Annotated in this window: 21 protein-coding genes, 1 pseudogene and 1 riboswitch; of the genes and pseudogenes, 12 read left to right on the top strand and 10 right to left on the bottom strand. The window is 66.6% G+C overall.

Features of this window, described 5'->3' with window-relative positions; translation table 11 throughout:
• Positions 1-21: 21 nt before the first annotated feature.
• From ACFWU5_RS22585 to ACFWU5_RS22575, 3 genes and pseudogenes are all read right to left on the bottom strand, one after another.
• Positions 22-2103 carry a glycosyltransferase family 39 protein gene (locus tag ACFWU5_RS22585; RefSeq protein WP_379268665.1) on the bottom strand — a complete coding sequence of 694 codons (2082 nt, stop codon included), beginning with the start codon at positions 2101-2103 and terminating at the stop codon, positions 22-24.
• 197 nt (positions 2104-2300) lie between these two features.
• A pseudogene (locus ACFWU5_RS22580) lies at positions 2301-3512 on the bottom strand (glycosyltransferase); the annotation flags it as partial.
• A gap of 64 nt (positions 3513-3576) precedes the next feature.
• Positions 3577-4197, bottom strand: a complete 621-nt coding sequence (locus ACFWU5_RS22575) for a class I SAM-dependent methyltransferase (RefSeq protein WP_379268663.1) — start codon at positions 4195-4197, stop codon at positions 3577-3579.
• A 149-nt stretch (positions 4198-4346) separates the two neighbouring features.
• Between ACFWU5_RS22575 and ACFWU5_RS22570 the strand changes: the two genes are divergently transcribed.
• Positions 4347-5069: a TetR/AcrR family transcriptional regulator gene (locus ACFWU5_RS22570; protein WP_379243746.1), complete on the top strand. Its 723-nt coding sequence runs from the start codon at positions 4347-4349 to the stop codon at positions 5067-5069.
• On the opposite strand, the gene thiD is transcribed toward ACFWU5_RS22570, so the two are convergent.
• The gene (thiD, locus tag ACFWU5_RS22565; RefSeq protein WP_379268661.1) at positions 5059-5916 is read right to left on the bottom strand and encodes a bifunctional hydroxymethylpyrimidine kinase/phosphomethylpyrimidine kinase; all 858 of its coding nucleotides are present in this window, start codon (positions 5914-5916) and stop codon (positions 5059-5061) included. The genes ACFWU5_RS22570 and thiD overlap by 11 nt on opposite strands.
• Positions 5917-5994: 78 nt before the next feature.
• Here thiD and ACFWU5_RS22560 point away from each other — a divergent pair, with 78 nt between their 5' ends.
• Positions 5995-7137: a GTP-binding protein gene (locus ACFWU5_RS22560; RefSeq protein ID WP_379268659.1), complete on the top strand. Its 1143-nt coding sequence runs from the start codon at positions 5995-5997 to the stop codon at positions 7135-7137.
• Positions 7138-7271: 134 nt separating this feature from the next.
• Here ACFWU5_RS22560 and ACFWU5_RS22555 read toward each other — a convergent pair whose 3' ends face one another.
• Positions 7272-8408 (bottom strand): epoxide hydrolase family protein, encoded by a 1137-nt coding sequence (locus ACFWU5_RS22555; RefSeq protein ID WP_379268658.1) that lies wholly within the window; start codon positions 8406-8408, stop codon positions 7272-7274.
• Positions 8409-8497: 89 nt separating this feature from the next.
• Between ACFWU5_RS22555 and ACFWU5_RS22550 the strand changes: the two genes are divergently transcribed.
• From ACFWU5_RS22550 to ACFWU5_RS22505, 10 genes are all read left to right on the top strand, one after another.
• Complete coding sequence (locus tag ACFWU5_RS22550; RefSeq protein ID WP_379268656.1) at positions 8498-9145, top strand: TetR/AcrR family transcriptional regulator; 648 nt, start codon at positions 8498-8500, stop codon at positions 9143-9145.
• A gap of 373 nt (positions 9146-9518) precedes the next feature.
• Positions 9519-9932 carry a VOC family protein gene (locus tag ACFWU5_RS22545; RefSeq protein WP_379268654.1) on the top strand — a complete coding sequence of 138 codons (414 nt, stop codon included), beginning with the start codon at positions 9519-9521 and terminating at the stop codon, positions 9930-9932.
• A 56-nt stretch (positions 9933-9988) separates the two neighbouring features.
• Positions 9989-10795: an ABC transporter permease gene (locus ACFWU5_RS22540; protein WP_379268652.1), complete on the top strand. Its 807-nt coding sequence runs from the start codon at positions 9989-9991 to the stop codon at positions 10793-10795.
• 91 nt (positions 10796-10886) lie between these two features.
• Positions 10887-11642, top strand: coding sequence for an ABC transporter ATP-binding protein (locus ACFWU5_RS22535; protein WP_379268650.1), 756 nt, complete (start codon positions 10887-10889; stop codon positions 11640-11642).
• Between the two features lie 42 nt (positions 11643-11684).
• Positions 11685-12695 (top strand): ABC transporter substrate-binding protein, encoded by a 1011-nt coding sequence (locus ACFWU5_RS22530; RefSeq protein ID WP_379268649.1) that lies wholly within the window; start codon positions 11685-11687, stop codon positions 12693-12695.
• A gap of 224 nt (positions 12696-12919) precedes the next feature.
• Entirely contained in the window at positions 12920-14440 is a 1521-nt protein-coding gene (locus ACFWU5_RS22525) for an MFS transporter (RefSeq protein ID WP_379268647.1), read from the top strand.
• A 93-nt stretch (positions 14441-14533) separates the two neighbouring features.
• On the top strand, positions 14534-15544 hold the full coding sequence (locus ACFWU5_RS22520; RefSeq protein WP_379268645.1) for a DUF559 domain-containing protein: 1011 nt from the start codon (positions 14534-14536) through the stop codon (positions 15542-15544).
• A gap of 145 nt (positions 15545-15689) precedes the next feature.
• Positions 15690-16121 carry an SRPBCC domain-containing protein gene (locus tag ACFWU5_RS22515; protein ID WP_379268643.1) on the top strand — a complete coding sequence of 144 codons (432 nt, stop codon included), beginning with the start codon at positions 15690-15692 and terminating at the stop codon, positions 16119-16121.
• Entirely contained in the window at positions 16111-16440 is a 330-nt protein-coding gene (locus tag ACFWU5_RS22510) for an ArsR/SmtB family transcription factor (protein ID WP_379268642.1), read from the top strand. Before ACFWU5_RS22515 ends, ACFWU5_RS22510 begins: the two co-directional genes overlap by 11 nt.
• 15 nt (positions 16441-16455) lie before the next feature.
• Positions 16456-16962: an SRPBCC domain-containing protein gene (locus ACFWU5_RS22505; protein ID WP_379268640.1), complete on the top strand. Its 507-nt coding sequence runs from the start codon at positions 16456-16458 to the stop codon at positions 16960-16962.
• Between the two features lie 85 nt (positions 16963-17047).
• On the opposite strand, the gene ACFWU5_RS22500 is transcribed toward ACFWU5_RS22505, so the two are convergent.
• The 5 genes from ACFWU5_RS22500 to fahA form a co-directional block, all read right to left on the bottom strand.
• Positions 17048-17839, bottom strand: a complete 792-nt coding sequence (locus ACFWU5_RS22500) for a thioesterase family protein (RefSeq protein ID WP_379268638.1) — start codon at positions 17837-17839, stop codon at positions 17048-17050.
• A 551-nt stretch (positions 17840-18390) separates the two neighbouring features.
• Positions 18391-18585 carry a hypothetical protein gene (locus ACFWU5_RS22495; RefSeq protein ID WP_379268636.1) on the bottom strand — a complete coding sequence of 65 codons (195 nt, stop codon included), beginning with the start codon at positions 18583-18585 and terminating at the stop codon, positions 18391-18393.
• Between the two features lie 210 nt (positions 18586-18795).
• Complete coding sequence (gene thiC / locus ACFWU5_RS22490) at positions 18796-20427, bottom strand: phosphomethylpyrimidine synthase ThiC (protein ID WP_379268635.1); 1632 nt, start codon at positions 20425-20427, stop codon at positions 18796-18798.
• Positions 20419-20543, bottom strand: a riboswitch (TPP riboswitch). Its footprint overlaps the gene before it by 9 nt.
• A gap of 74 nt (positions 20544-20617) precedes the next feature.
• Positions 20618-22873 carry an MMPL family transporter gene (locus tag ACFWU5_RS22485; RefSeq protein WP_379268633.1) on the bottom strand — a complete coding sequence of 752 codons (2256 nt, stop codon included), beginning with the start codon at positions 22871-22873 and terminating at the stop codon, positions 20618-20620.
• Positions 22874-23157: 284 nt separating this feature from the next.
• Positions 23158-24354, bottom strand: a complete 1197-nt coding sequence (gene fahA / locus ACFWU5_RS22480; protein WP_379268631.1) for a fumarylacetoacetase — start codon at positions 24352-24354, stop codon at positions 23158-23160.
• Positions 24355-24371: the final 17 nt, after the last annotated feature.

The following is a 24371-nucleotide window of genomic DNA, read 5'->3' as shown; positions in this document are numbered from 1 at the left end:
CGTCCGGGATTTCCTGATGGCCTACGGCTTCGGTTGGGTGAGGTCGTAGAGGGTTACCCCGTCGACGACCGTCTCGGTGTAGTTCGCCGTCACCCAGGCGGTGATCGCCGAGCTGGTCGACTCGCTGTTTCCACCGGGTCCGCCTCGCCCACCTGCGATGAAGTAGTGGACCTTGCCGTCGGCGACGTATTGCTGGAACTGTTCGAGGGTGGGGGACGGGTCGCTGCCGTTGAAACCGCCGATCGGCATGACCGGGAGTTCGGTGGCGAGTTGGTAGCCGGCGGCGCTGTTGGAACCGACTGTCGCCGCGACCCAGGTGTAGGCGTCGCCGTTCGCCTCGAGCAGGGTGACGATCTGCTCGCTCGGCTTCGACCCGCCGAGTAGGCCACCGGCACCACCCATCCGCTGGTCACCACCGATCGCGATCCCACCCTGCGCAGTGCCGTCTGTCGCGCCACCGGTTGATGCGCCGTTCCGCGCGGCGCGGACGTCGTCCGCAGTGCCGGGGTTTCCATTCGGAGGAGTGCCGCCGGGTACAGCTCCACCGGGGCTGTTGCCGTCAGGACGAGTGCCATCGCCGGGCATCATCCCCATCGGTCCATCGTCTCCGCCAGGTCGCATCCCGTGCATCCCACCAACATTCGGCCCCGCGATCGGAATCGCCCCGGAGTGCGCGGACGCGAGAGTGTCGACGGAGTAGGCGATCGGCCCGGCGAGTCCGATGAACGCCGCCGCCAGCGCGACGATCACCGACTGCTTACGCGCCAGCGGGAACAGGAAGGCAACGGCGGCGATGACACCGACCACCAGGATGCTCCAGCGCAACCACGGCTGGAAGGAAGCACTGCGCGACAACAACATCCACGCGGTCGCCGTGGTGAGCCCGATGGTCACAGCGCCCGCGCCGCGCACCCACAACCGAGCACGAGCACCCCAGGCCTGCACGGCCCCGATCCCGACCAGCGCCGCAACCGCAGGCGCCAGCGCCACCGTGTAGTACTGATGAAAAATCCCCGCCATGAAGCTGAACACCAGCCCGGTGACGAAAAGCCAACCGCCCCACAGGATCAGCGCAGCTCGTCGACGATCGGTGCGGCGGGCCCGCCCGCACAACACGAGCCCGACCACGGGCGCGACCAATGCCGCCGGAATCAACCACGCGATCTGACCGCCCTGCGCGGCATCGAACATCCGGGTGATGCCGGTGCTGCCCCACATCCCGTTCCCGCCAGCAGGCAGTTCACCGCCGGGCCCGACGCTGCCGGTCTCGTTGCCGTTCAACCGCCCGAGCCCGTTGTATCCGAGGGTGAGCTCGATGATCGAATTGTGTTGCGACCCACCGATCCACGGCCGCGACCCCGCAGGCCACAGCTCCACCGCCAGCAACCACCAGCCGGCCGCGACCACCATCGCCGCACCGGCCGCGAACAACTGCGCGACCCGCTTACCCAGCTTCGGCGGCCCGGCGATCAGATACGTCAACGCCAATGGCGGCACCACCAACAGCACCTGCAACTGCTTGGCGAGGAACCCGAAGCCGATCAGCGCACCGGTCAGCAGCAGCCACCGCCACCGCCCATCCGCGACAGCGCGCGTCATCGCCCACGCGGCCGCTGTCATCAGAAATACCAGCAGCGCTTCGGGGTTGTTGAACCGAAACATCAGCACCGCAACAGGAGTCACCGCGAGCACGGTCCCGGCGTTCAACGCCGCGGCAGGTCCGAACGACCTACGCACCGTCGCCCACAGCACCGCGACACTGCCCACGCCGAGCAGCACCTGCGGCACCAACATGCTCCAACTGCTGAGTCCGAACAACCGCACCGAAAGTTCCATCACCCACAGCGAAGCGGGCGGTTTGTCCACGGTGATCGAGTTCGCGGCATCGGACGAGCCGAAGAAGAACGCGGTCCACGATTGCGAACCTGCCTGCACCGCAGCGGCATAGAAGTCATTGGCCCAGCCATTCGCGCTCAGGTTGATGAGGTAGGCGACCAATGTGCCCAGGAGCAGAACAGCCAATGCGGGCCGCTCCCAACGCTTCCGGGACGGTGCTGTGGGCTCGAGCTCGATCGGTGAAGATGGGGCGATGGTGGTGGTCATCGGCGCACCTCCTGAACGGTCGAACGCGCTGCCAGATCCGAGCGGCGCGTGTGAGGTCGGTGCGACTGACCTGCGGAAGTGCTGTCGCAGTCAACAGTGGTGCGGCCAGATGCCTCGAAAACCGTTGTGGTGCTGCCGGAGTCACCCTCGGCCAACGTGCTGCGAACGGCCTGCCGCCCCGGCTCGTTGTGCCCGACTCGCCGTCCCGCGTGCCGAAACACCCAGCGCAAGCCGACGAACCGAGCCAGTGTGGCGACGAGGTTCGCGGCGATCAGCACGGTCAGCTCCACCGCGACAGGCGCGTCAGGAGCCCAGCGGTGCAGCGCGAACAGCGAGCCGCTGGTGACCGCCAGTCCGAACCCGAAGATCAGCAACCCCTGGAACTGATGCGAGATCGCGTCCCCGCGTCCTCGCACCCCGAAAGTGAAGGCCCGGTTGGCGGCGGTATTGCCCACCGCCGTCACCAGCAGCGCCACCAGATTGGCGCCCTGACCGCCGAACATCGGTTGCAGCACCAGATACAGCACGATGTAGGCCAGCGTCGACAGCACGCCGACGATCGCGAACCGCACCAGCTGCCCCACCATCCCCAGCGGCACCCCGGCGACCAACGGTTCCCGCCCGACAGCGGCCCGCAACTCCTCCAGCGGGAGGGCTCCGGTGGTCAATGCCCCGGTCAACCGCCAGATCCCGCGCAGATCCTTGCGCGCGGTATCGACGATGTCCACCCGGCTGTCGGGATCGTCGATCCAGTCGACGGGCACCTCGTGAATCCGCAGACCAGCCCGCTCGGCCAGCACCAGCAGCTCGGTATCGAAGAACCACTCACCGTCACGCACCAGCGGGAGCAGCTCGCGCGCGACTTCGGTTCGCACGGCTTTGAACCCGCACTGCGCGTCCGAAAAGCCCGTGTGCAGTGTGGTTTTCAGCAGCAGGTTGTAGCAGCGGGAGATGAACTCGCGCTTGGGTCCGCGCACCACACGCGCCGACGCGTCGAGCCGGGTGCCGATCGCGAGATCGGAATGCCCCGACACCAGCGGCGCGATCAGCGGCAGCAACGCGTCCAGATCGGTCGACAAATCGACATCCATGTACGCGACCACCGCCGCATCCGAGCTTTCCCATGCGGTGCGCAGTGCCCGCCCGCGCCCCTTGGCGTCCAGGTGCAGCACCTCGACACCATCGAGTTCGGCGGCCAGCGCCTCGGCGACCGCGAGGGTGGCGTCGGTGCTGGCATTGTCGGCAATGGTGATGCGGGCGGTGAACGGAAATCCGGCGCGCAGGTAGGCGTGCAACCTGCGCACGCACAGGCCCAGATCGACCTCTTCGTTGTACACGGGTATCACCACGTCGAGCACCGGCGCGCGGCTGCTCTGTCCGGCCGGTGGCTCGGCCTCGGTCTGAGTCATGCGATCCACACTCGACGGCGGCGCTGCCACCGAGCTGGGACCGACCTGGGAGGTTGCTGGGGATCTAGCCCCGACGCAACCGCAGCACGCTGTCCGCGCGCTCGCCGACCACCCCGTCCGGGCTGGTCGAGGGCGTGTGCACGAGCTCGGCGGTCTCGACCCGCCACTCGGGGCCGAGCTCTAGCTGCTCGAGCACCTGCTCGATGGTCGGGAACACGTGCGCGTGCATCTGACTGGAAGCCCAGCTCGGCGCGGCCGCGTGCGCGCCGATCACCAGCACCCCACCCGGCGCGACGGCCGCGGCCGCACTGCGCAGAATGCCCGCCCGCTCGTCGGGGCGTTCCACCGGCGAGTGCAGGAACTGCGCGGACACCAGGTCGAACGTGCCGTCGGGGAAGCTGACCTGCAGGTCATGGCGTTCCCAGGTGATCGTCACGTCGGTCGCCCGCTGTGCACCGCGCCGCATCGCGGTCTCGGAGATGTCGACCGCGGTGACCTGCCACCCGCGCTTCGCCAACCAGATCGCGTCGGCACCCTCGCCGCAGCCCAGGTCCAAGGCCGTGCCCGGCTCGAGCTCGGAGACCTCGCGCACCAGCAGCGGGTTCGGGTTACCGGTCCAGATCTGCTCGCGCTCGCGGTAGAAGTCTTCCCAGAACTCTTCGGCGTTTGCCACGGTCTCAGTCATCGATACTCCTGATCGGTCAAGGTGAACGGCCTGATCGATAGTGCATCCCGACCCCGGATCACCGCCAGAAAGCTTGCTGTTTCAGCAAATGTGTTCCCGGTCTCGACGGGATGCGTAACCAGCAGTGCGGTCCGCCTACTATTACTTGCGTGACGCGCGGTTACCCCAAGACGGACGAGGCGCCGCGTCGTCGCGTCGACGCAAGGACCGAGCGGTGGCGCGAACATCGCGTGCAGGTGCGCATCGAATTCGTCGACGCCGCGTTCCGGGCACTGGACCTGGTCGGCCCCGACGTGAGCATGGGCGATATCGCCAAGGAAGCCGGCGCGGCCAAGCCGAAGCTGTACCGCCATTTCGAGGACAAGACCGACCTCTACAACGCGATCGTGGACCGGGTGCGCGACATGCTCTGGGAGCGCGTGCTCACCAGCGTGAACCTCACCGACGATTCGATCGCCGAACTCGTGCACACCGCCGCCGTGGAATACGTGGCGGTGGTGTCGGAACACCCCAATGTCTTCCGGTTCATGCTGCACAGCCATTTCAGTCAGCAGGCCAAGGAAACCGAACGCGCGTTGGAAGCAGCACGCCAATCCGCAAGGCGCGCAGCGGAATTCTTCGCGGGACTGGTGCCGACGGAGTCCATCGATGTGACCGGAATCGAATTGGTGAACTATTCGATTTTCGGTGCGGTGGCCTCGGCGACGGACTGGTGGTTGGGCGCGAATCAGCGCGAGGTGTCGGTGATGCCGGTCGAGCGGTTCATTGACTATCTGGCGGAAAGTATCTTGGCGTTGGCGCAGGCGCACGCCCGGTTCAACGGAGTCGCGATCGACCCCGCTGAACCGCTGCGTGACGCATTCAGTGCGTAGTTGACCCGCTGTGGAGTCGCCACAGCGGCGAAACGGGCCCGTGACCTGCGCCGAGGTCGTATGAGGCGGCCAGGCATCGGTAGGTCCACTCCTTCGCGAACTCCACCGCGTCGGGCACCGAGTACCCGTGGGCGAGCGCGCTGGCAAGCGCCGCCGCCAGAGTATCGCCGCCACCGTGATCGTTGCCGGTGGCGATACGCGGCGCAGTGAACTCGCGGAAAGTATCGCCGTCATAGAGCAGATCGGTGCTGAATTCCGACGCGCGCAAATGCCCGCCCTTCACGATCGCCCACTGCGCACCCAGCGCGTGCAAGGCTTCGGCGGCCTTGCGCGCGGTCATGTCGTCGACCACTTCGATGCCGGTGATCAGTCGCACCTCGTCGAGGTTCGGTGTGACGACGGTAGCCAGCGGAATCAACGTATTGCGCACTGCTTCAAGAGCTTCCGCGTGCAGCAGTGGATCGCCATGCATGGAAGCGGCCACCGGGTCGACCACCAGCGGAATGGTCCCGTCGCGCCCGATTCCGAGCTCACGGCACACTCCCGCAACAGCTTCGATGATCGCGGTCGACGCCAGCATCCCGGTCTTGGCCGCACCGATGCCGATATCGCGCACCACCACGCGCACCTGATCGGCAACAACGTGCGCCGGAATCTCGTGAAAACCACTGACCCCCACCGTGTTCTGCACCGTCACCGCCGCAACCGCCACGCACGCGTGCACCCCGCACAACGCCATGGTTCGCGAATCGGCCTGGATGCCCGCACCGCCGCCGGAGTCGGTGCCCGCGATGGTGAGCGCGCGAACGGGGGTCTGGCCATCGGGGGTCAGCGGCAACATCTTCACGCCCCAACCCTACGACCGTGCGCCGGGTTCCGAGACCCCACCCGCGCAGAAGTAAATGAAAACCATTATCATTAACTCGTGACCAACTCTCCGACACCTCTGCCCGTCACCGTCCTGTCCGGCTTCCTCGGCGCGGGCAAGACCACGCTGCTCAACCACATCCTCGCCAACCGCGAAGGCCGCCGCGTCGCGGTGATCGTCAACGACATGAGCGAGGTCAATATCGACGCCGCGCTGGTCGCGGGCCAGGGGCACCTCGACCGCACCGAGGAAAAGCTGGTCGAACTCACCAACGGCTGCATCTGCTGCACCCTGCGCGAGGACCTGATCGAGGCCGTGGCCCGCCTGGCCCGCGACGGCCGCTTCGACCAGCTGGTGATCGAGTCCACCGGCATCTCCGAACCCATGCCGGTCGCCGCCACCTTCGACTGGGAGTTCGACGACGGCTTCCGCCTCGGCGACCTCGCCCGCCTCGACACGATGGTGACCGTGGTCGACGCCTCGACCTTCCTGGCCGAACTCGTTCGCGGGGAAGCGCTGGCCGAGCGCAATCTCGAAGCAGGCGAGGGTGATTCGCGCAGTATCGCGGACCTGCTGGTCGACCAAGTCGAGTTCGCCGACGTGCTGTTGATCAACAAAACCGACTTGGTCAGCGCGAACGCCGCCGCCACCGTCGAGGCGACCGTACGCAAACTCAACCCGCGAGCACACGTACTGCGCACCGAGAAGGGCGTTGTCGACCTGTCCGACGTGCTGGCCACCGGCCGCTACAACCCCGAGGTCGCGGCCGAATCCGACGGCTGGGCGCAGGAAGTGGCGGGCGGGCACACGCCCGAGACCGAGGAATACGGGATCAGCAGCCTCACCTTCATCGCCGAAAAGCCCTTCCATCCACAGCGTTTGGCTGATGTGTTGGCGGGGATGCGGGGAATGTTGCGTAGTAAGGGATTCTGCTGGATCGCGAGTCGCCCTGAGCTGGCAGCGATCTGGTCGCAGGCCGGTCCGAATATCACTTTCGAACCCGGCGCGTGGTGGTCGGAGCTCGAAGTTCCGGCGGGTCAGGAGCTGGTGTTCATCGGGGTGCGACTCGACGCCGCTGGTGTTCGACGCGACCTGAACGCCGCGCTGCTCACCGACGCGGAATTCGCGGCGGGCGCGAGCGCGTGGACCGGCTATCCCGATCCCTTCCCCGCCTGGGGTGCGCTGCATTCCGATCACTGATCGGTCTCTTCGGCACGCGTATCACACTGTGCTGGTGCATGATTCGAATGGGCCGCGACCCACGCGCCGATGAGGGGAGCGTGGGCCGCGGCATCTGGTCCTGCGGGTACTGCGGCCTCGGCCGCGTCGGCGATTCAGGCGAGCCCGGCGAAGAACCCGCGAATGTCGTTGACCAGCACTTCCGGCGCCTCGTGCGCGGAGTAGTGACCGGCCGCGTCGTTCGCGCCGCCCTGGTCGCTGCTGGTGTCGTAGGAATTCCAGCTCACGATGTTGCTGTGGTCGCGCTCGGCGAACCGGCGGATCGACTGGAAATCGCCGGCGAACATGGCCAGCCCGGTCGGAACCGTCGTCGGCTCGGTCGGCTGTTCGGTGGCGTGCGCGTCCTCGTAGTAGAACCGCAGCGACGAACCCGCAGTGCCGGTGAGCCAGTACAGCGCCACATTCGCGATCACGAACTGCGCGTCCAACGCTTCGCCGAACAGCTGCGAATTCCAGCCGAGCAGGCCGATCGGGGAGTCCGCCAGCGCGTACGCCAGGGTCTGCGGCTGCTGGCTGTGCAGGGTGTTGAACGCCATCTTGTTCTCGTGGAACCATTGAAGGTGTTGCAGCGCAGCCATATCCGCCTCCGACAGCCCTTCGAACTCGGTCGGGTCGCCGGACGGGAACGAGAACAGCTGGGTGACATGCACGCCGATCACGTTCTCCGGCGCGATTCGACCGATCTCCGGCGACACCATCGAACCGCCGTCGTTGCCGATCGCGCCGTAACGCTGGTAGCCCAGACGCGCCATCAGTTCGGCCCAGGCGCGGGCGGTGCGGTAGCGGTTCCAGCCGGTGCTGCGGGTGGGGCCGGAGAAGCCGAAGCCTGGCAGCGACGGGATGACCAGGTGAAAGGCCGGCTGATCGGCGGATTCGGGCTCGGTGAGCGGGGCGATCACGTCGAGGTATTCGAGGATGGAGCCGGGCCAGCCGTGGGTGAGGATCACCGGCGTCGCATCGGGACGTGAGGAGCGGATGTGCAGGAAGTGGATGTCCTCGCCGTCGATCTCGGTGGTGAACTGGGGGTAGGCGTTGAGCTCGGATTCCAGTGCGCGCCAATCGAACTCCTCGAGCCAGTACTTCGCCAGCTCCTGCACGCGACCGACCGGCACGCCGTAGGCATCGCCGACGCCCGACAGCTCGTCGGGGTAGAGGGCGTTGCGCAGGCGGGCGGCGAGGTCGTCGAGACGGGCCTGCGGGATGTCGATGGTGAAGGGGGTGATGGCGGTCATGTCGACTCCTGTTGGTGAAACGGAATGTTTCGTTCTGTTCCAAACATAGCAGAACGGATCATTCCGTTTCAAGTGGTAGACTGATATTCATGACCACGCAGGACGAAACCGCAGCTCAGCCCCGCCTACCCGGCCGCAAAGCGCAGGCGGCGCGCAACGACGGGCTGATCCTCGAAGCGGCACGGGCGGTGTTTCTCGACGATCCGAACGCGCCGATCGCGGCCGTCGCCGAACGGGCCGGGGTGGGGATCAGCGCGCTCTACCGGCGTTATCCGAGCAAGGAGGTGTTGCTGCGCACGCTGTGTCATGAAGGGTTGCGGCGGTACAACGCGGAAGCTGATGTGGCGCTGGAGGATTCGGATGGGTGGCGCGGGTTCGTCGGGTTTTTGGAGCGGGTGGTCGAAGCCGATGTGCACTCGCTCACCGTGCATCTCGCGGGCACCTTCACTCCTGATGAAACGATGCTGCCGGACGTGGTGCACTCCGGTGAGGTGACCGAGGAGTTGGTTCGTCGGGCGCACGCCAGTGGGCGGTTGCGGGCGGGGGTCAATGCGCTCGATCTGGGGTTGATTCTCGAGGCTTGCTCGGCTGTTTCTGTGCCTGATCCGGTGCGCACTGGTGAGTTGCGGCGGCGGGTTCTTGCGGTGATGGTTGATGGGCTTGCTGTTGAGGGGGAGCTGCCGGGGCCTGCGCCTGCTGCCGGTGAGTTCGCTTGGCGGTGGGAGCGTAGGTCCTGAGCGTGGATGTATCAGGAGTGCTTGCCCGGGTTTAGTGCCAGGATGACCCGACCCGGGTAGTTGAGGGCTGTGTTTTTGGAGCGCTGGCGCGCTCGAGCGGGGCCCTGTGGGCCCCTATCTTCCCTCCCTGCGGGTGCTCCTTCGTCGCACCCTCCGGTCAGTCCAGATCGGGGCGGGCCCCTTTGGTAGGGACTGCCTGGTGATTTCCCGAACCGAAAAGGCGCTGTCTCTTTGGGTCGGGCCTTGTCGGGGGTTACTCGGATCGAAAAGGTGTGGGCCCTTCGCGCGGGGACTTCCGGGTGATTACCCGAACCGAAAAGGTTTTGGGTGGCAGACTTTGGGGGTTACCTGGACTAGTACGCGGAGGCGCGTTGTGAACTGGACGCTCGAAGTTGTGGTGGTGCCGGTTTCCGATATCGATCGGGCCAAGGATTTCTATGCCGACAAACTCGGCTTCGTCGTCGATCATGACACTGTGATCTCTGACGAGGTGCGGATCGTGCAGCTCACGCCGCCGGGGTCGGGGTGTTCGATCGTTATCGGTAAGGGCGCGGTTCCGCCTATGCCGCCGGGCTCGCTGAAGGGCCTGCAACTCGTTGTTCCGGACATCAAGCAGGCGCATGCCGAACTCGTGGCGCGTGGTGTCGAGGTCACCGATATCCAAGAGCTGGGCAAGAACCCACGTCCGGTCCCTGACCCGCTCGACAACGTCGGCTTCGTCTTCTTCAACGACCCGGACGGCAACTCCTGGGGCGTCCAACAGATCTCGAGTCGGGGCACGGGGTAACCCTCGAGGTGATTTGAACCCTGTCGGCGTGGGCAGCCGGGCGGGACCATGCACACATGCTGTTGGACAGGCCCACCGAAACCGACGAGCGACGGACCCCGCTGTACCGCCGCCCGGGCTTTCTGCGTGCGCTGTCTCCGCTCGTTCTGCTGCTGGTGTGGCAACTCGGCAGCACCAGCGGCTGGATTCCGTCGAAGAAACTGCCCGCGCCGTCGGCGGTGCTGGAAGCGGGTCTGGAAACCTACCGATCCGGCCAGCTCACCGAGGCTCTGCTGGTTTCCGGCCAGCGGGCACTGTACGGATTCGCGCTCGGCGCCGTACTCGCACTGGTGCTCGGGGTGCTCGCCGGCCTGAGCAAGATCGGTGAGTACGCGGTCGACCCGCCGCTGCAGATGATCCGCACCATCCCGCTGTTCGGGCTGATCCCGCTGTTCATCATCTGGTTCGGCATCGGCGAGGAACCCAAGGTCTACCTGATCGCGCTCGGCGTGTTCTTCCCGCTGTACCTCAATACTTTCTCGGGCATCCGCCAACTCGACCCGAAACTGCTCGAACTCGGCAGCGCCCTGCACCTCGGCCTCGCCGAACGCCTGCGCCTGCTGGTCCTGCCCGGTGCCCTGCCGCAGATCCTGGTCGGCGCCCGTCAGAGCCTCGGCATCGCCTGGCTCTCACTCATCGTGGCCGAACAGATCAACGCCAGCGCGGGTCTGGGCTTCGTCGTGAACAACGCCCGCGAATTCCTGCGCACCGACATCGTCGTCTTCGGCCTGGTGGTCTACAGCCTCCTCGGCCTGCTCACCGACTCGATCGTCCGCCTACTCGAACGCCGAGCCCTGCGCTGGCGCCCGGCGGTGAACCGCTGATGTCCGCATCTTCCGCCGACTCGAGGACCCACCCCGTCCCGCGAGTGGGCAGGCCCGCTACCCGCCGACGTTCCATCGCGAGGTTCACACCATGACCGCTGCCACCACCACCGTCACCCCCATCTCCTCGCGGTCGCCCCGTGCCGCTGCCGCGCGAATCTCCGGTCTCAGCAAGCGATTCGGTGAGCGCCCCGTGCTCGCCGGGATCGATCTCGAGATCGGCGCGGGCGAGATCGTGGCGCTGGTCGGGCGCAGCGGATCCGGCAAGTCCACGCTGTTGCGGATCCTCGGCGACCTCGATACCGCCACTCGCGGTGAGGTTTCCGTCGACGGCACGCCCACGATCGTCTTCCAGGAACCCCGCTTGATCCCGTGGCAGCCGGTGGTGCGCAACGTGGCCCTCGGCAGGCCGAAGCCGCGCAATCGACGTGCCGACGAGCAAGCCGCCCGCGACCTGCTCGCCGAAGTCGGCCTCGCGGGCCGCGCCGACGCGTGGCCGCTCACCCTGTCCGGTGGTGAGGCCCAACGTGCGGCACTGGCAAGGGCATTGGTGGCCGAGCCGACCCTGCTGCTGCTCGACGAACCCTTCGGCGCGCTCGACGCACTGACCCGGCTGGCCATGCACGATCTGCTGCTCGGCCTGCACGCCCAGCGCGAGTTCGGCGTGCTGCTCGTGACGCACGATGTGCTGGAAGCGATCACGCTGGCCGACCGCGTTCTCGTGCTCGACGAGGGGCGGATCGCCGCCGATGTGCCCATCGAACTGCCACGCCCACGCACCGCCGCGGCGCCGGAGGTCGCGGAGTACGCGACCCACCTGCTCGCCCTGCTCGGTGTCACGCGCTGAACCGTCTGCGCCCTGACCGCCGCGATACGCCCCATCCAACGCATGAAAGTTGTTCCCGTGAAACGCACTCCGAAGTCCCGTCTGACCGGTCTGGCACTCGCCGTCGTCGCCGCGCTCTCCCTGAGCGCCTGCGGTGACGACGCCTCGACCGAGGCCGCGCCCACGGGACCGGTCGACCTCAGCACCGTGACCCTGAAAGTCGGTGACCAGAAGGCGATTTCGATCGAGGTGCTGTTGAAGGCGTCGGGGCAACTGGAGAATCTGCCCTACAAGATCGAATTCTCCACCTTCACCGCCGGTCTGCCGCTGGTCGAAGCGGCCAGCGCGGGTGGCATCGATATCGCTCAAACAGGCAATACCCCAGTGATTTTCGGCGCGGCGGCCGACGCGGACATCAAGATCGTCGGCGCGCTCTCGGCCACCGGCAAGGGTGACGCCATCCTGGTCGGCAAGGACTCGACCATCAGTTCCGTCGCCGCACTCAAAGGCAAGAAGGTTGCCGTCTACAAGGGCAGCTCGGCCAACGCGAACCTGCTGCTGCAACTACAGAAGGCAGGCCTGTCGCTCAGCGATGTCGAGCCGGTCTACCTCGCCCCCGGCGACGGCTACACCGCGCTCACCCGCGGCGACGTCGACGCCTGGGCAACCTGGGACCCCTACACCGCCATCGCCGAAAAGGAATCGGGCGCCAAGTCCATCGCCACCGCCGACCAAGCCGCCAACGGCTACAACTTCTGGGTAGCGGGCAACAAAACCGTCGCCGACGCGGGCAAATCCGCCGCTCTCGCCGACTTCTTCCAGCGCTACGCCGCCGCCACCAAATGGTCCGCGGACAACCTCGACACCTGGTCCACCAAGTACGCCGAGCTGACCCAGATCAGCGTCGATGCCTCCCGCACCACCTGGACCCGCTCGATCAAGCAACCGATCAAACTTTCCGATCAGGTCATCGCGTCCGAACAGGAAATCGCCGACGCCTTCACCAAGGCCAAGGCCATCCCGGGCAAGGTCGATTTCGAGTCGTTCGTCGACACCCGCTTCGACAAGTCGTAATCCGCACCACTGGACATCGGCGCCCGCGATCCATCTCCGATCGCGGGCGCCGTTCGCGTGACGCGCCCACTGTTCGCTCGTTGCCGGGTCAGGCTCCCCGGCGAACAGCTGAGTGATGCGCCCATTGTTCGCTCGTTGCCCGGTCAGGCTCCCCGGTGAAGCGCTGATGACTCGGTAGGTTGAGCTGCGGATCGGTCATGACCAGGAATCGGCGGTGAAGCTGAGTGGTGGGCACAAGTGCGGGGGCGTACGGATCGGTGCGCTGGGTCATGCTCGGGGTGCTGTGCGCGAGCCTGTTGCTGGTGGCGATGGATGCCACCATCCTCAATGTGGCGTTGCCGTCGCTGATCGAGGATCTGCAGGTCGGCCCGATGGAGCAGCTGTGGATCATCGACATCTACGGGCTCGTGCTCGGTGGTTTGCTGATCACCACGGGGGCGCTCGGTGATCGGGTCGGGCGAAAGTTGTTGTTCATCAGCGGGTTTGTGCTGTTCGGTGTGGCTTCGGTGGTCGCGGCTACGGCGGGGAGTGCGGCGCAACTGATCGGTGGGCGGGTGTTGCTCGGGATCGGTGGGGCGATGGTGATGCCGTCGACGCTGTCGCTGATCCGCACCATCTTCACCGACGTGCGGGAACGCACCATGGCCATCGGGATCTGGGCCGCGGTGGCGGGGGTGGGCGCGACGGTCGGGCCGATCGTCGGCGGGTACCTGGTCGAGCATTTCGGGTGGGCGTCGGCGTTCTGGCTCAATGTGCCGGTGGTGGTGCTGACGGTGGCGGTCGGGCTGTGGGTGCTGCCGGAATACCGTGCGCCCCACACGGGCAGGCTCGACTGGTTCGCCGCCGCTGCCTCGGTGGTCGGCATCGTCTGCCTGGCCTGGGGTGTCAAGCATCTGGCGAAAGGTGAAGCAACCGTGGTGGACTGGGCGATCCTGGTAGCGGGCATCGCCGCGCTTGCCTGGTTCACCCGTCGCCAGCTCACCGCCACAGATCCGCTGCTGGACGTACGCCTCTTCCGCAACGGCGCGTTCACCGCGGCCGCGCTGGCGACCCTGCTGGCGATGATGGCGATCGGCGCGGCCATGTTCCTGATCTCGCTGTGGCTGCAATACGTCCACGGCTACAGCCCATCGCAGGCCGGCATCCGAATGCTGCCCGCAGCCCTCACGCTGCTCACCGCCTCCCTGCTCACGCCGATGCTGATGGAGAAGTTCGGTGTCCGCGCGGTACTCGGGGTCGGCCTCGGCGCGGTCGCGCTGGGCTTCCTGCTGCTCGCGGTGAGCCCGGAGCCGACCACCTATCCGGTGGTCGCGCTGGTCCTGGTGTCCTTCGGCCTCGGCGACGGCATGGCCGTCACCGCAGCCGCCGCGGTCCTGGTCGGCGCCGTCCCCGCAGACCGGGCAGGCCAAGCAGGCGCGGTCGAGGAGACCAACTACGAGGTAGGCATCGGCTTCGGCGTAGCCCTGCTCGGCAGCCTCCACGCCAGAATCTTCACCCAACACATGACCGACCTCCCCGTCCCCGCCGACCGCCTCGACCAGGCAAGCGGCTCGATCGGCGGCGCCGCCGAAGTAGCCGCCGACCTCCCCGACCCCGCCCACACCCAACTGACCCAAGCCGCCACCCACGCCTTCGACACCGCCCTCACCACCACGTCCTACCTCTCCGCCGCGGTGGTAGCTGTGGTCACCGTCGTCACCGTCTGGCTGGTTCCCAAGGGATTCAAGATCACTGGCGGCCACTGAACGTGGACCCTGCCAGGTCCTGAATACCGTCGATCCGGCGTAATCGACCAATCGGACGCAGAAAATACAGAAAACCGACTTTCGAGCGCCGTTTTGGACGATTACGCCGGGCCGATGCTGCCATCACCCGTCGCGCGGTCGACGGAAGGCAAAGCAGCAGGTACCGGGGCCGCGTGGACAGTTATCCACAGCTTGAAAGTTATCCACAGGGGCGGCTGTGAACGGGTTATCGGCCTGAGTCGCCGGCGCAGAATGCCTGGCATGGACAGAATTGTCACCCGTGCGCAGTTGGTCGCCGAGGGAGTTGCGTCGAGCACGATCGGTGATCGGTGTCGTCGCGGCAGGTACGTGCGCCTGTTACCCGGCGTCTTCTGCGAAGGCACGCCGACAACTTTGGCCCGTTGCGCGGCGATCGTGGAGTGGCTCCCGGACGCGCATTTGAGTCACCGAACGGCCGCCTGGCTGTGGGCGATGTTGCCAGAGCCGCAGATTTTCGAGGCGACCGTGCCGGTCGCCCGGCGTCGGCAGACTCCATCCTGGTTGCGGCTTTACCGCCGCGATCTGCCTGCCGATGCCAAGGACGACCTGGCCCAGCTGCCGGTGACCACCGCGGCACAAACCGTGCTCGATTGTCTGACCGTGCTGCCTACTCCAGAGGCGGATGCGCTGATCGATGAACAGATCTGCCGCACAGTGGATCCGACTGAATTGACCGGCCTGTGCGAAACCCGTCGTCATGGAGTTCCCGTTTTGCGCCGACAGTTGCAACAGGCGGCGCTGCGGCCGATGTCGGAGCCCGAGCGGTTGTTCGCCCGTGCACTCGCCCGGCGAAATCTGCCTTTGGCGGCCAATGAACCTGTTGGCCCCTACACCTGCGACTTCGTCGATCATCGTGGTCGCACTGTGGTGGAGATCGATGGCTGGGAGTTCCACCGAGACAAGGTGAACTTCCGTCATGATCGACTCAGGCAGAACTGGTTGGTGATTCATGGTTGGTTCGTGCTGCGCTATTCCGCGCACGACGTACTGCGCAACCTCGACCACTGCGTGGACGAAGTCGTGGACGTGGTCCGCCGTCGGCGATCCGGTCGCGGACTGGCGTAATCGACCACTTCGGCCCCGCTCAGTCGGAAAACGGACCGAAAGCCATGCCGATTGGTCGATTACGCCGGACCAACCCTTGACGCAACCGACCGGTTGCCATACTCTGAGTTGCAACAAGTCGGTTGCAATATACGAGGAGTGCATCATGGGATTCCCTGATCAGATCGTGCGGACTGTCGAGCTCGCGCATCCGCCGGAGAAGGTGTGGGCGGCGATTACTACCGCGGAGGGGCTGGCGAGTTGGTTCGGCAATACTGCCGAGATCGATCTGCGGCCGGGTGGGGCGATGCGGATGACCTGGACCGAGGGGTTCTCGGCGGATATTCGGGTGGAGCGGGTGGAGGAGCCGAGCGTGTTCGGGTACACCTGGCCGATCAATGGGCTGCCCGACGAGGATCCGCGGCGCACCTATGTGGAGTTCACGCTGGAGCCGGTCGGTGCGGGGACGCGGTTGACCGTGGTCGAGACCGGGTTCGCGCAGCTGTCCGACGATGCCTACAAGACCGCGTTCGAGGGCAATATCGGTGGGTGGCGCAGTGAGCTGGGTGAGCTGGTCGAGTACCTCGATGCGGCCTGAGTTGGAGGCGACCGCCGAACGGGTGTTCGTCGCGCTGGCGGATCCGAGCAGGCGGGCGGTGCTTGCTGCGCTGGCCGCCGACGGGCCCGCCACCGCGACCGACCTCGCCGATCGCCTGCCCATCACCCGGCAGGCGATCGCCAAACACCTTGTCCTGCTGGCAGAGGCGGGTTTGGTGATCGCGGAACCGGGGGAGCGGCGCAGGGTGCGCTACCGCCTCGACTCCGCTCCTATGCAAGTGGCTCAACAGTTTCTGGCCGCCATGGCCCGCGACTGGGACGGGCCATTCGATGCCCTCCGGAAGCATCTGGACGGCTGAACCGAAGGAAAAGTCATGAGCGACAACAACTTCACCGCAACCACCGTGGTCGATGCGAGCCCTGAGGAGGCGTTCGCGGCGATCAACAATGTCCGCGGTTGGTGGAACGAGACAATCGAAGGGACCACGGGTGCCGTGGGTGACAGCTACCGGTTCGAGGTGCCGGGCGCGCACCGTTGCACGATGACCACCACCGAGTCGATCCCCGGTAAACGCCTGGTCTGGCACGTGACCGACACCTATATCTCCTTCATCGACGACACCGCCGAATGGGAGAACACCGACGTGGTTTTCGAGATCTCCGAACGCGCCGGTGGCACCGAAATCCGGTTCACGCACGTGGGTTTGCGGCCCGCTGACGAATGCTACGAGGTGTGCGCCAATGCCTGGGGTGGATACATCACCAAGAGCCTGCACGACCTGATCACCACCGGCACCGGCGATCCGTTCCGCACCGACAGCACCTTCGACTCCGAGCTGCTCAAGCACGGCAACACCGACCTGGTGAAGCCGCGTACATAGGCGTTGCGGACGCTGTGTCCTCCGCGCGCGGCGCAGCCACCATCACGACTGGGCAGCGCCGCTCCACCCTGGTGAAGCCGCGAAGCTAACGCGGTGCCAGCAGCAGGGTTTGGGTGCTGCGGCCCAACGGTCCGGTCTCGTCGAACAGTGCTGATTCGGCGAGGCCGATGCCGTGCGGTTGGGGGTGGGTGATGGCGTCCAGGCACACCCATTCGCCGACCGGTTGGCGGTGCAGGGTGACGGTGAGGTCGGTGTTGATGAACAGGTACTTGGACCAGTCGAGGACCGCGCTCACGCCATTGCCCGAGTCGGCGGCGGCGAGTGCGCGCTCGAGCGGGCTGGGGGTGGTGCCTGCGACGATCGGGTACTTCAGGCGGATCCAGCAGACGGCGGGGCCGGGTTCATCGAAAGAGCCAGTGGCGAAACGGTATTCGATGCCGGTGTGGAAGCCGACTTCGTGATCGGTCGGAAACGGGGACGGTTCCGTGGCCTCGGGGAACGGTCGGGTGCCGGTGGGCAGGAACTCTGCGGGGAGGTCGAGGGCGGGCTCGGCGCGCTTGATCCGCCACGCCTTGGCCTGCATCACCGGTCCACGCTCCGAGGACAGGGTCGCCTCGATCAGTTCGACGCTGCGGCCCGACCGCACCACCTTCGCGTGCGCGGTCAACGGCGCCAACGGGACGGGCCCGAGAATCTCCACCGCGACCCGCCCGACCTGGAACCCCGGCCGCGGCTCACACCGTTCGATCACGTGCCCGAGCAGCGCGGACGGCGGTCCGGCGTGCTGAGCGTCCGGCGACCAGGGGCCGCGCGTGAGCTCGGTCGAGATGTACCGATCGGCGTCGGCGGGATCGGCTAGGTAAAAGGCTTCGGCCACTTCGCCGACGTTACCCCGCACCCCGACCCCGCCGCCCCTCACTCCGGGAGAGAACTGACGCGCCACCGCCCCGACGCGCCCGACCTGTGGCGACGCGCTCGACCGGTGGCGACGCGCCCGATCTGTGGCGACGCGCCCGATCTGTGGCGACGCGCTCGACCGGTGGCGACGCGCCCGATCTGTGGGGGACGCGCCCGATCTGTGGCGACGCGCCCGATCTGTGGCGACGCGCTCGACCGGTGACGACGCGCTCGACCGGTGACGACGCGCTCGACCGGTGACGACGCGCTCGACCGGTGGCGACGCGCCCGACCTGTGGCGACGCGCTCGACCGGTGGCGGCGGGTCTGACGTGTGGCGACGGGTCTGAACTATGGCAACAGGTCTGAGGCGTGGCACCGCGTCGGGCGGTGGCCACACGCCTCACTCCGAGCAACGCACTCTCCCCGAAGCGACATGCCCGCCCGGAGTGACGGACTTTGGGGACTGCGGGGTGTGTCGGTGTGCGGGTCGGCCAAAGCGAGCCACGAACCCGCCGTCGGCACCTGGAACTTAGGCGCTGCCTGTGGTCAGGGCTGTGAACAGGTCGAATAGGGGGCGCAGGGCGCAGGGGCTGGTGTCCGAGGTGCAGCCGATGGAGGACGAGCCGGAGTCGGCGACCGGCAGGGATGCGGCCTGGGCGGTGCCGATCGGGGCGGCGACGGACAGGGCGGCGACCACGAGGGCCCCGGCGACGATGCGCTTCATCTATTCACTCCAGTGCTAGGCGTGCCTGCAGGTCGACACGCTTACCAAAGCTACCGATCTCCCTGGCGAGCGAAAGCCCCGAAATCCGGGGTGTGCGCGGCACCCGAGCCCGGAGCGCCCAGCCATCGCGCGATGGCCCGCTGTGCGAGACAGTGCGACGCCCGCCTGATCGCGAGGACCGGGCGGGCGTCGACGATGCTGGTGCCGTGGTCAGGAGACGACCGGGAGGTAGACCTTGTTGCCCTGGTCGGCGAACTCGGCGGACTTCTCGGCCATGCCCGCCTCGATAGCGGCCACGTCGGTCAGCCCCTGCTTTTCGGCGTACTCGCGCACGTCGGCGGAGATACGCATCGAGCAGAACTTCGGGCCGCACATCGAGCAGAAGTGCGCGGTCTTGGCGGGCTCGGCGGGCATGGTTTCGTCGTGGTACTCGCGGGCGGTGTCGGGATCCAGCGAGAGTGCGAACTGGTCGTGCCAGCGGAATTCGAAACGGGCCTTGGACAATTCGTTGTCGCGGTCCTGGGCGTGCGGGTGGCCCTTGGCGAGGTCGGCGGCGTGGGCGGCGATCTTGTAGGTGATCACGCCGACCTTGACGTCGTCGCGGTTGGGCAGGCCGAGGTGTTCCTTGGGGGTGACGTAGCAGAGCATCGCGGTGCCTGCCTGGGCGATGATCGCGGCGCCGATGGCGGAGGTGATGTGGTCGTAGGCGGGTGCGATATCGGTTGCGAGGGGGCCGAGGGTGTAGAACGGCGCCTCTTCGCAGAGTTCTTCCTCGAGGCGGACGTTCTCGACGATCTTGTGCATCGGCACGTGGCCGGGGCCTTCGATCATCACCTGCACGCCATAGGATTTCGCGATCTTGGTGAGCTCGCCGAGGGTGCGCAGTTCGGCGAACTGGGCCTCGTCGTTGGCGTCGGCGATGGAGCCGGGGCGCAGGCCGTCGCCGAGGGAGAAGGTGACGTCGTACTTGGCCAGGATCTCGCACAGTTCACGGAAGTGCGTGTACAGGAACGATTCCTGGTGATGCGCCAAACACCAAGCGGCCATGATGGATCCGCCCCGCGAGACGATGCCGGTGACGCGCTTGGCGGTGAGCGGGATGTAGCGAAGCAGCACGCCCGCGTGCACGGTCATGTAGTCGACACCCTGCTCGCACTGCTCGATCACGGTGTCGCGGTACATCTCCCACGTCAGCTTGGTGGGATCACCGTTGACCTTTTCGAGGGCCTGGTAGATCGGCACGGTGCCGATCGGGACCGGCGAATTGCGCAGGATCCACTCGCGGGTCTCGTGGATGTTCTTGCCCGTGGACAGGTCCATGATCGTGTCGGCGCCCCAGCGCGCGGCCCACACCATCTTCTCGACCTCTTCGGCGATCGACGACGACACCGCCGAGTTGCCGATATTGGCATTGATCTTGACCAGGAACTTCTTGCCGATGATGGTCGGTTCGAGTTCCGGGTGGTTGTGGTTGGCCGGGATCACCGCGCGACCCAGCGCGACTTCGTCACGCACCAGCTCGGGCGAGACACCCTCACGGGCGGCGATGAACCGCATCTCGGGCGTGATGAAACCCTCACGCGCCCAATGCAACTGGGTCCGCGGTCCTTCGACGGCGGGCTTTTCCCATTCCGCACGCAGCTTCGGCAACCCGGCTTCCAGGTCGATCACCGCGTTGTCGTCGGTGTACGGGCCTGACGTGTCGAAGACGTCGAAGTGCTCCCCGTTGGTGAGATTGATGCGACGAACCGGAATCCGCAGGCCGTCGACCTCGTTGTAGTGCTTGACGCTGCCCTGGATCGGACCTGTGGTGACGGTGTCGACAGACGTGTTCGAGCCCATGAAAATCCTCCCTACGCCGGCATTACCCGGTCAGGTTCATACGGTCGACGGCCCTGACGCCCGATAGGGCTAGCCGTCCTCTCAGCCCGCTGGTGCGAGCCCCCGTTGGTGTGAATTGCGTGGCCGACGATACCCGCCGCCGTTCGCGACCCGCCCGGGGATCGACCGGACGGATCGCGAACAGGACCGACTACACCGAGGCCGAGTCGAGCCGCTTCGACGTGTCGGGCACCGAGTCGTCGCCTTCATGCAGGCCGAACCTGTTGTGCAGCAAGGCAAGCGGCTTCGGCGCCCACCAGTTCCAAGTCCCCATCATGCGCATGAGCGCGGGTGCCAGCAGGCCGCGAATCACGGTCGCGTCGCTGATGACCGCGAGTGCGCAGCCCAGGCCGAACAGCTTCATCATCGCCACGCCCGAGGTGGCCACGCCGAGGAACACGATGCTCATCAGCAGGGCGGCGGCGGTGAAGATGCGGCCGGTGCGGGCCACGCCCATCGCGACGGCCTCGGTGTTGCCCTGGGTGGTTTTGGGTCCGGCCAGCCATTCCTCGCGGATGCGGGACAGCAGGAACACCTCGTAGTCCATGGACGCGCCGAACGCGAGACTGAACATGAGGATGGGCATGGCCAGGTTGAGGGTGCCGGTGGCGGTGAAACCGAGCAGTTCCGACAGGTGGCCCTCCTGGAAGATCCACACCATCGCGCCGAACGTCGCTGCCAGCGAGAGCATGTTGAGGATCAGGGCCTTGATCGGCAGGACCACGCTGCCGGTGAACAGGAACAGCACCACCAACGTGGTGAGCGCGATCAGGGCACCCGCCAGCGGCAGTTTGCCGGTGATGGCGGTGACCGAATCCTGGTTCAGTGCGGCGGGTCCGGTGATCAGGGCATCGGTGGGGGCGGGGACGGCACGCAGGGTGTCGAGTTGAGCGCCGCCCGCGTCGGAGTACGGGTCGAGGGACGTGGCGACCGACAGGTACGCGCCGTGCTGCGCGCTGGACATCGCGGGGATGCCCGCGGCGACCCGGAGTCCGTTGCGGTAGATCGCCGCGCTGCTGAGTACGGCCGGCACGTCGGGGACCTTGGACAGTTCGCGGGCGTAGGGGTCGAGTTCGGCTGCGGTGCCGCGGAATTCGGGCAGTACGATGGTCGCGCTGGAGGCGAGGTCGGCGTCGAATTCGGTGCGCAGGATGTCGCCGACTTCGCGACTGGCGACATCGGTGGGCAGCGATCGGTCGTCGGGGTAGCCGAATTGCACGCCGAGGAACGGTGCGCCCAACAGCAGCAGGAACGCGGTGGTCGCCAGCGCGATCGACATCGGGCGCTTCATCACCGCGATGACCAGGCCGTACCAAAACGTCTGGCGCGGCGGCTTTTCCACCGCAGGTACCAGTCGGAACAGCTTGCGCAAGGGCGTGCGCAGGTCGCCGGCGTCGATGCGGTGGCCGACCAGGATGAGCATGGCGGGCAACACGATGACAGCGGCGGCGGCAGCGGCGGCGACCACGGCGATACCCGCGTAGGCGAACGACTTGAAGAAGTACTGCGGGAACACCAGCAGTGCCGACAGCGACAGCGCGACAACCAGTGCCGAGTACACGACCGTGCGGCCCGCGGTCTGAACCGAGCGCAGCACCGCCGCCTCCGGCGTGGCACCACCGGCCAACTCCTCGCGATACCGGCTGACGATGAACAGGCTGTAGTCGATCGCCAGCGCCAAGCCCAACGCCGTGGTCATGTTCAGCGCGAAGATCGACACGTCGGTCAGCGCGGTGAGCACGCGCAGGATGCCCAGCGACGCCGCGATGGCGAACAGCCCGATCGCCACCGGCAACGCGGCGGCCATGAGACTGCCGAACACCAGGGCCAGCAGCAGCCCGGTGATCGGGATCGCGATCGCCTCGGCGATGATCAGATCCTTGCTGATCTCGGCGTTGATATCGGCGAAGGTGGCGGCGAGACCACCGGCTTTCACCGTCACCGGGCCGCTGTCGACCTGCAATTGCTCGTTCAGTTCGGCGGCGCGAAGGGGTAGCTCGGCATCATCGCCGTCGACGCTGGCCATGATCAGCGCCAGCTCGCCGTCTTTGCTGCGCAGTGCCTGTTTCAGGGTGGGGTCGGCGGTCCAGTAGGACTGCACCCCGGCGACGTAGGAATGCTCGCGTAGACCCGCGATCGTGCGCTCGGCTGCGGCGCGCGCGGCGGGGGAGTCGGGTCCGTCCGCCGCGTCGACGGTGAGGATATAGTTGGGCTCGCTGCCGGGGAAATGCTCGCTCAGGTACCGGTTGGCGCGCACCGAGTCGAGATCGCTGGTGACGAATCCGCCCGATTTCATGTGCGAGTGCACCGTGGCGCCGATCGCGCCGCACAGGATCATCAGCAATAGCGCGACCGCGATCACCAGCCGGGGTCGGCCGACGGCGGTGCGGGCGATTCTCGTCAACATCGTCGGGGCCCTCTTTGCTGGAGACTGCTCGGAACGTCTTACGTCACCGTAGCCCGCGCCCAATTCGCCCCGATACCCACTCAGGGTGGAGACGTGTGGACTACGATCTCCGCCCCTGGGTGGAGGTGGTTACCCTGTCGAAGCCCGACCAGGAGAGCCCGGACGAGGTCGAACAGGTGGGCAGGTCAGCGGAGATGTTCCCGCCGGATAGCCCGGCCCGACGCATAAGCCCGCGTCACCGTATCGGCACGGCGGTGGGCTTCGTCAGACGTAGGTTCGGGGTCTCAGGTGTTGTGCGCCTGCAGGATTCGTCCATTGACTTGTCCGAGTCCGATCCGTCTTCCCTCGGTGCCGGGTGCTGTGGCCGTAATGGTGACCTCGTCGCCATCGGCGAGGAAGGTGCGCTGCTGGTCGCCTACCGCGATGGGTTCTGTTCCACCCCACGACAATTCGATGAACGAACCGGATTCGGTGCGGGCAGGCCCGGAGATGGTGCCGGAGGCGTAGAGGTCGCCGGGGCGGATCGAGGCGCCGTTGGCGGTGAGGTGGGCCAGCATCTGTGCGGGGGACCAGTACATGCGCGAATACGGTGGGCGGGTGACGGTTTCGCCGATCCAGGTGACGGTCAGGTCGATGTCGAGGCCGTATTCGTCGGTACCGCGCAGGTAGGGCAGCGGTTCGGGATCTTGCGTCGGCAGCGGCACGTGGGCTTGTGCGAGGGCGGCCAGCGGGGTGATCCAGGCCGACATCGACGTGCTGAACGACTTGCCGAGGAACGGGCCGAGCGGCTGGTACTCCCAGGCCTGGATGTCGCGGGCCGACCAGTCGTTGATCAGGGCGACGCCGAACACGTGCTCGGTGAACTCGTCGATGGTGACCGGTGCGCCGAGGGTGGAACCGGTGCCGACGACGAAGCCCAATTCGGCCTCGATGTCCAAGCGCTGAGACGGCCCGAAATCAGGTGTGCCAGAGGCTGTTCGACGCTGGCCGTGCGGTCGAATGATGGGGGTGTCCGACACCACGACCGTGCCCGCGCGGCCGTGATAGCCCACCGGCAGATGACGCCAATTCGGCAGCAGCGGTTCACTATCCGGACGGAACAGGCGGCCGAGATTGGTGGCGTGGTCGATGCTGGCGTAGAAGTCGACGTAGTCGCCGATGCGTACCGGCAGCGCCATCCGCACCGAAGACACGGGATACACGGCGTCGACCGGCAGCGCCGTCTCGGCGAGCTCGCGCAGTCTTTCGCGAACCTCGCGCCAGCGGCCGGAACCCTGCGCGAGAAAGGCATTCAAAGAAGCACGTGCGAAGACCGAATCATCCAGCAGCGCAGCTAGATCCAGGACCGTATCGCCCAGTCGACAGCCGACCCGGAAATCACCGCCGGGCGGTGCGAAGACCCCGTACGGCATATTCTCCGGCCCGAATAGGGAGTCAGCGGGCACCTCGACACGCAACGACCCTTCGCTGATCATCGACATCTACCGCTCCTCTGCGC

The sequence above is a fragment of the Nocardia sp. NPDC058640 genome, from assembly GCF_042716995.1.
Classification (GTDB): Bacteria; Actinomycetota; Actinomycetes; order Mycobacteriales; family Mycobacteriaceae; genus Nocardia.
The sequence above is the reverse complement of the archived record's forward strand: the minus strand, read 5'-3'. Positions and strand labels throughout refer to the sequence as shown.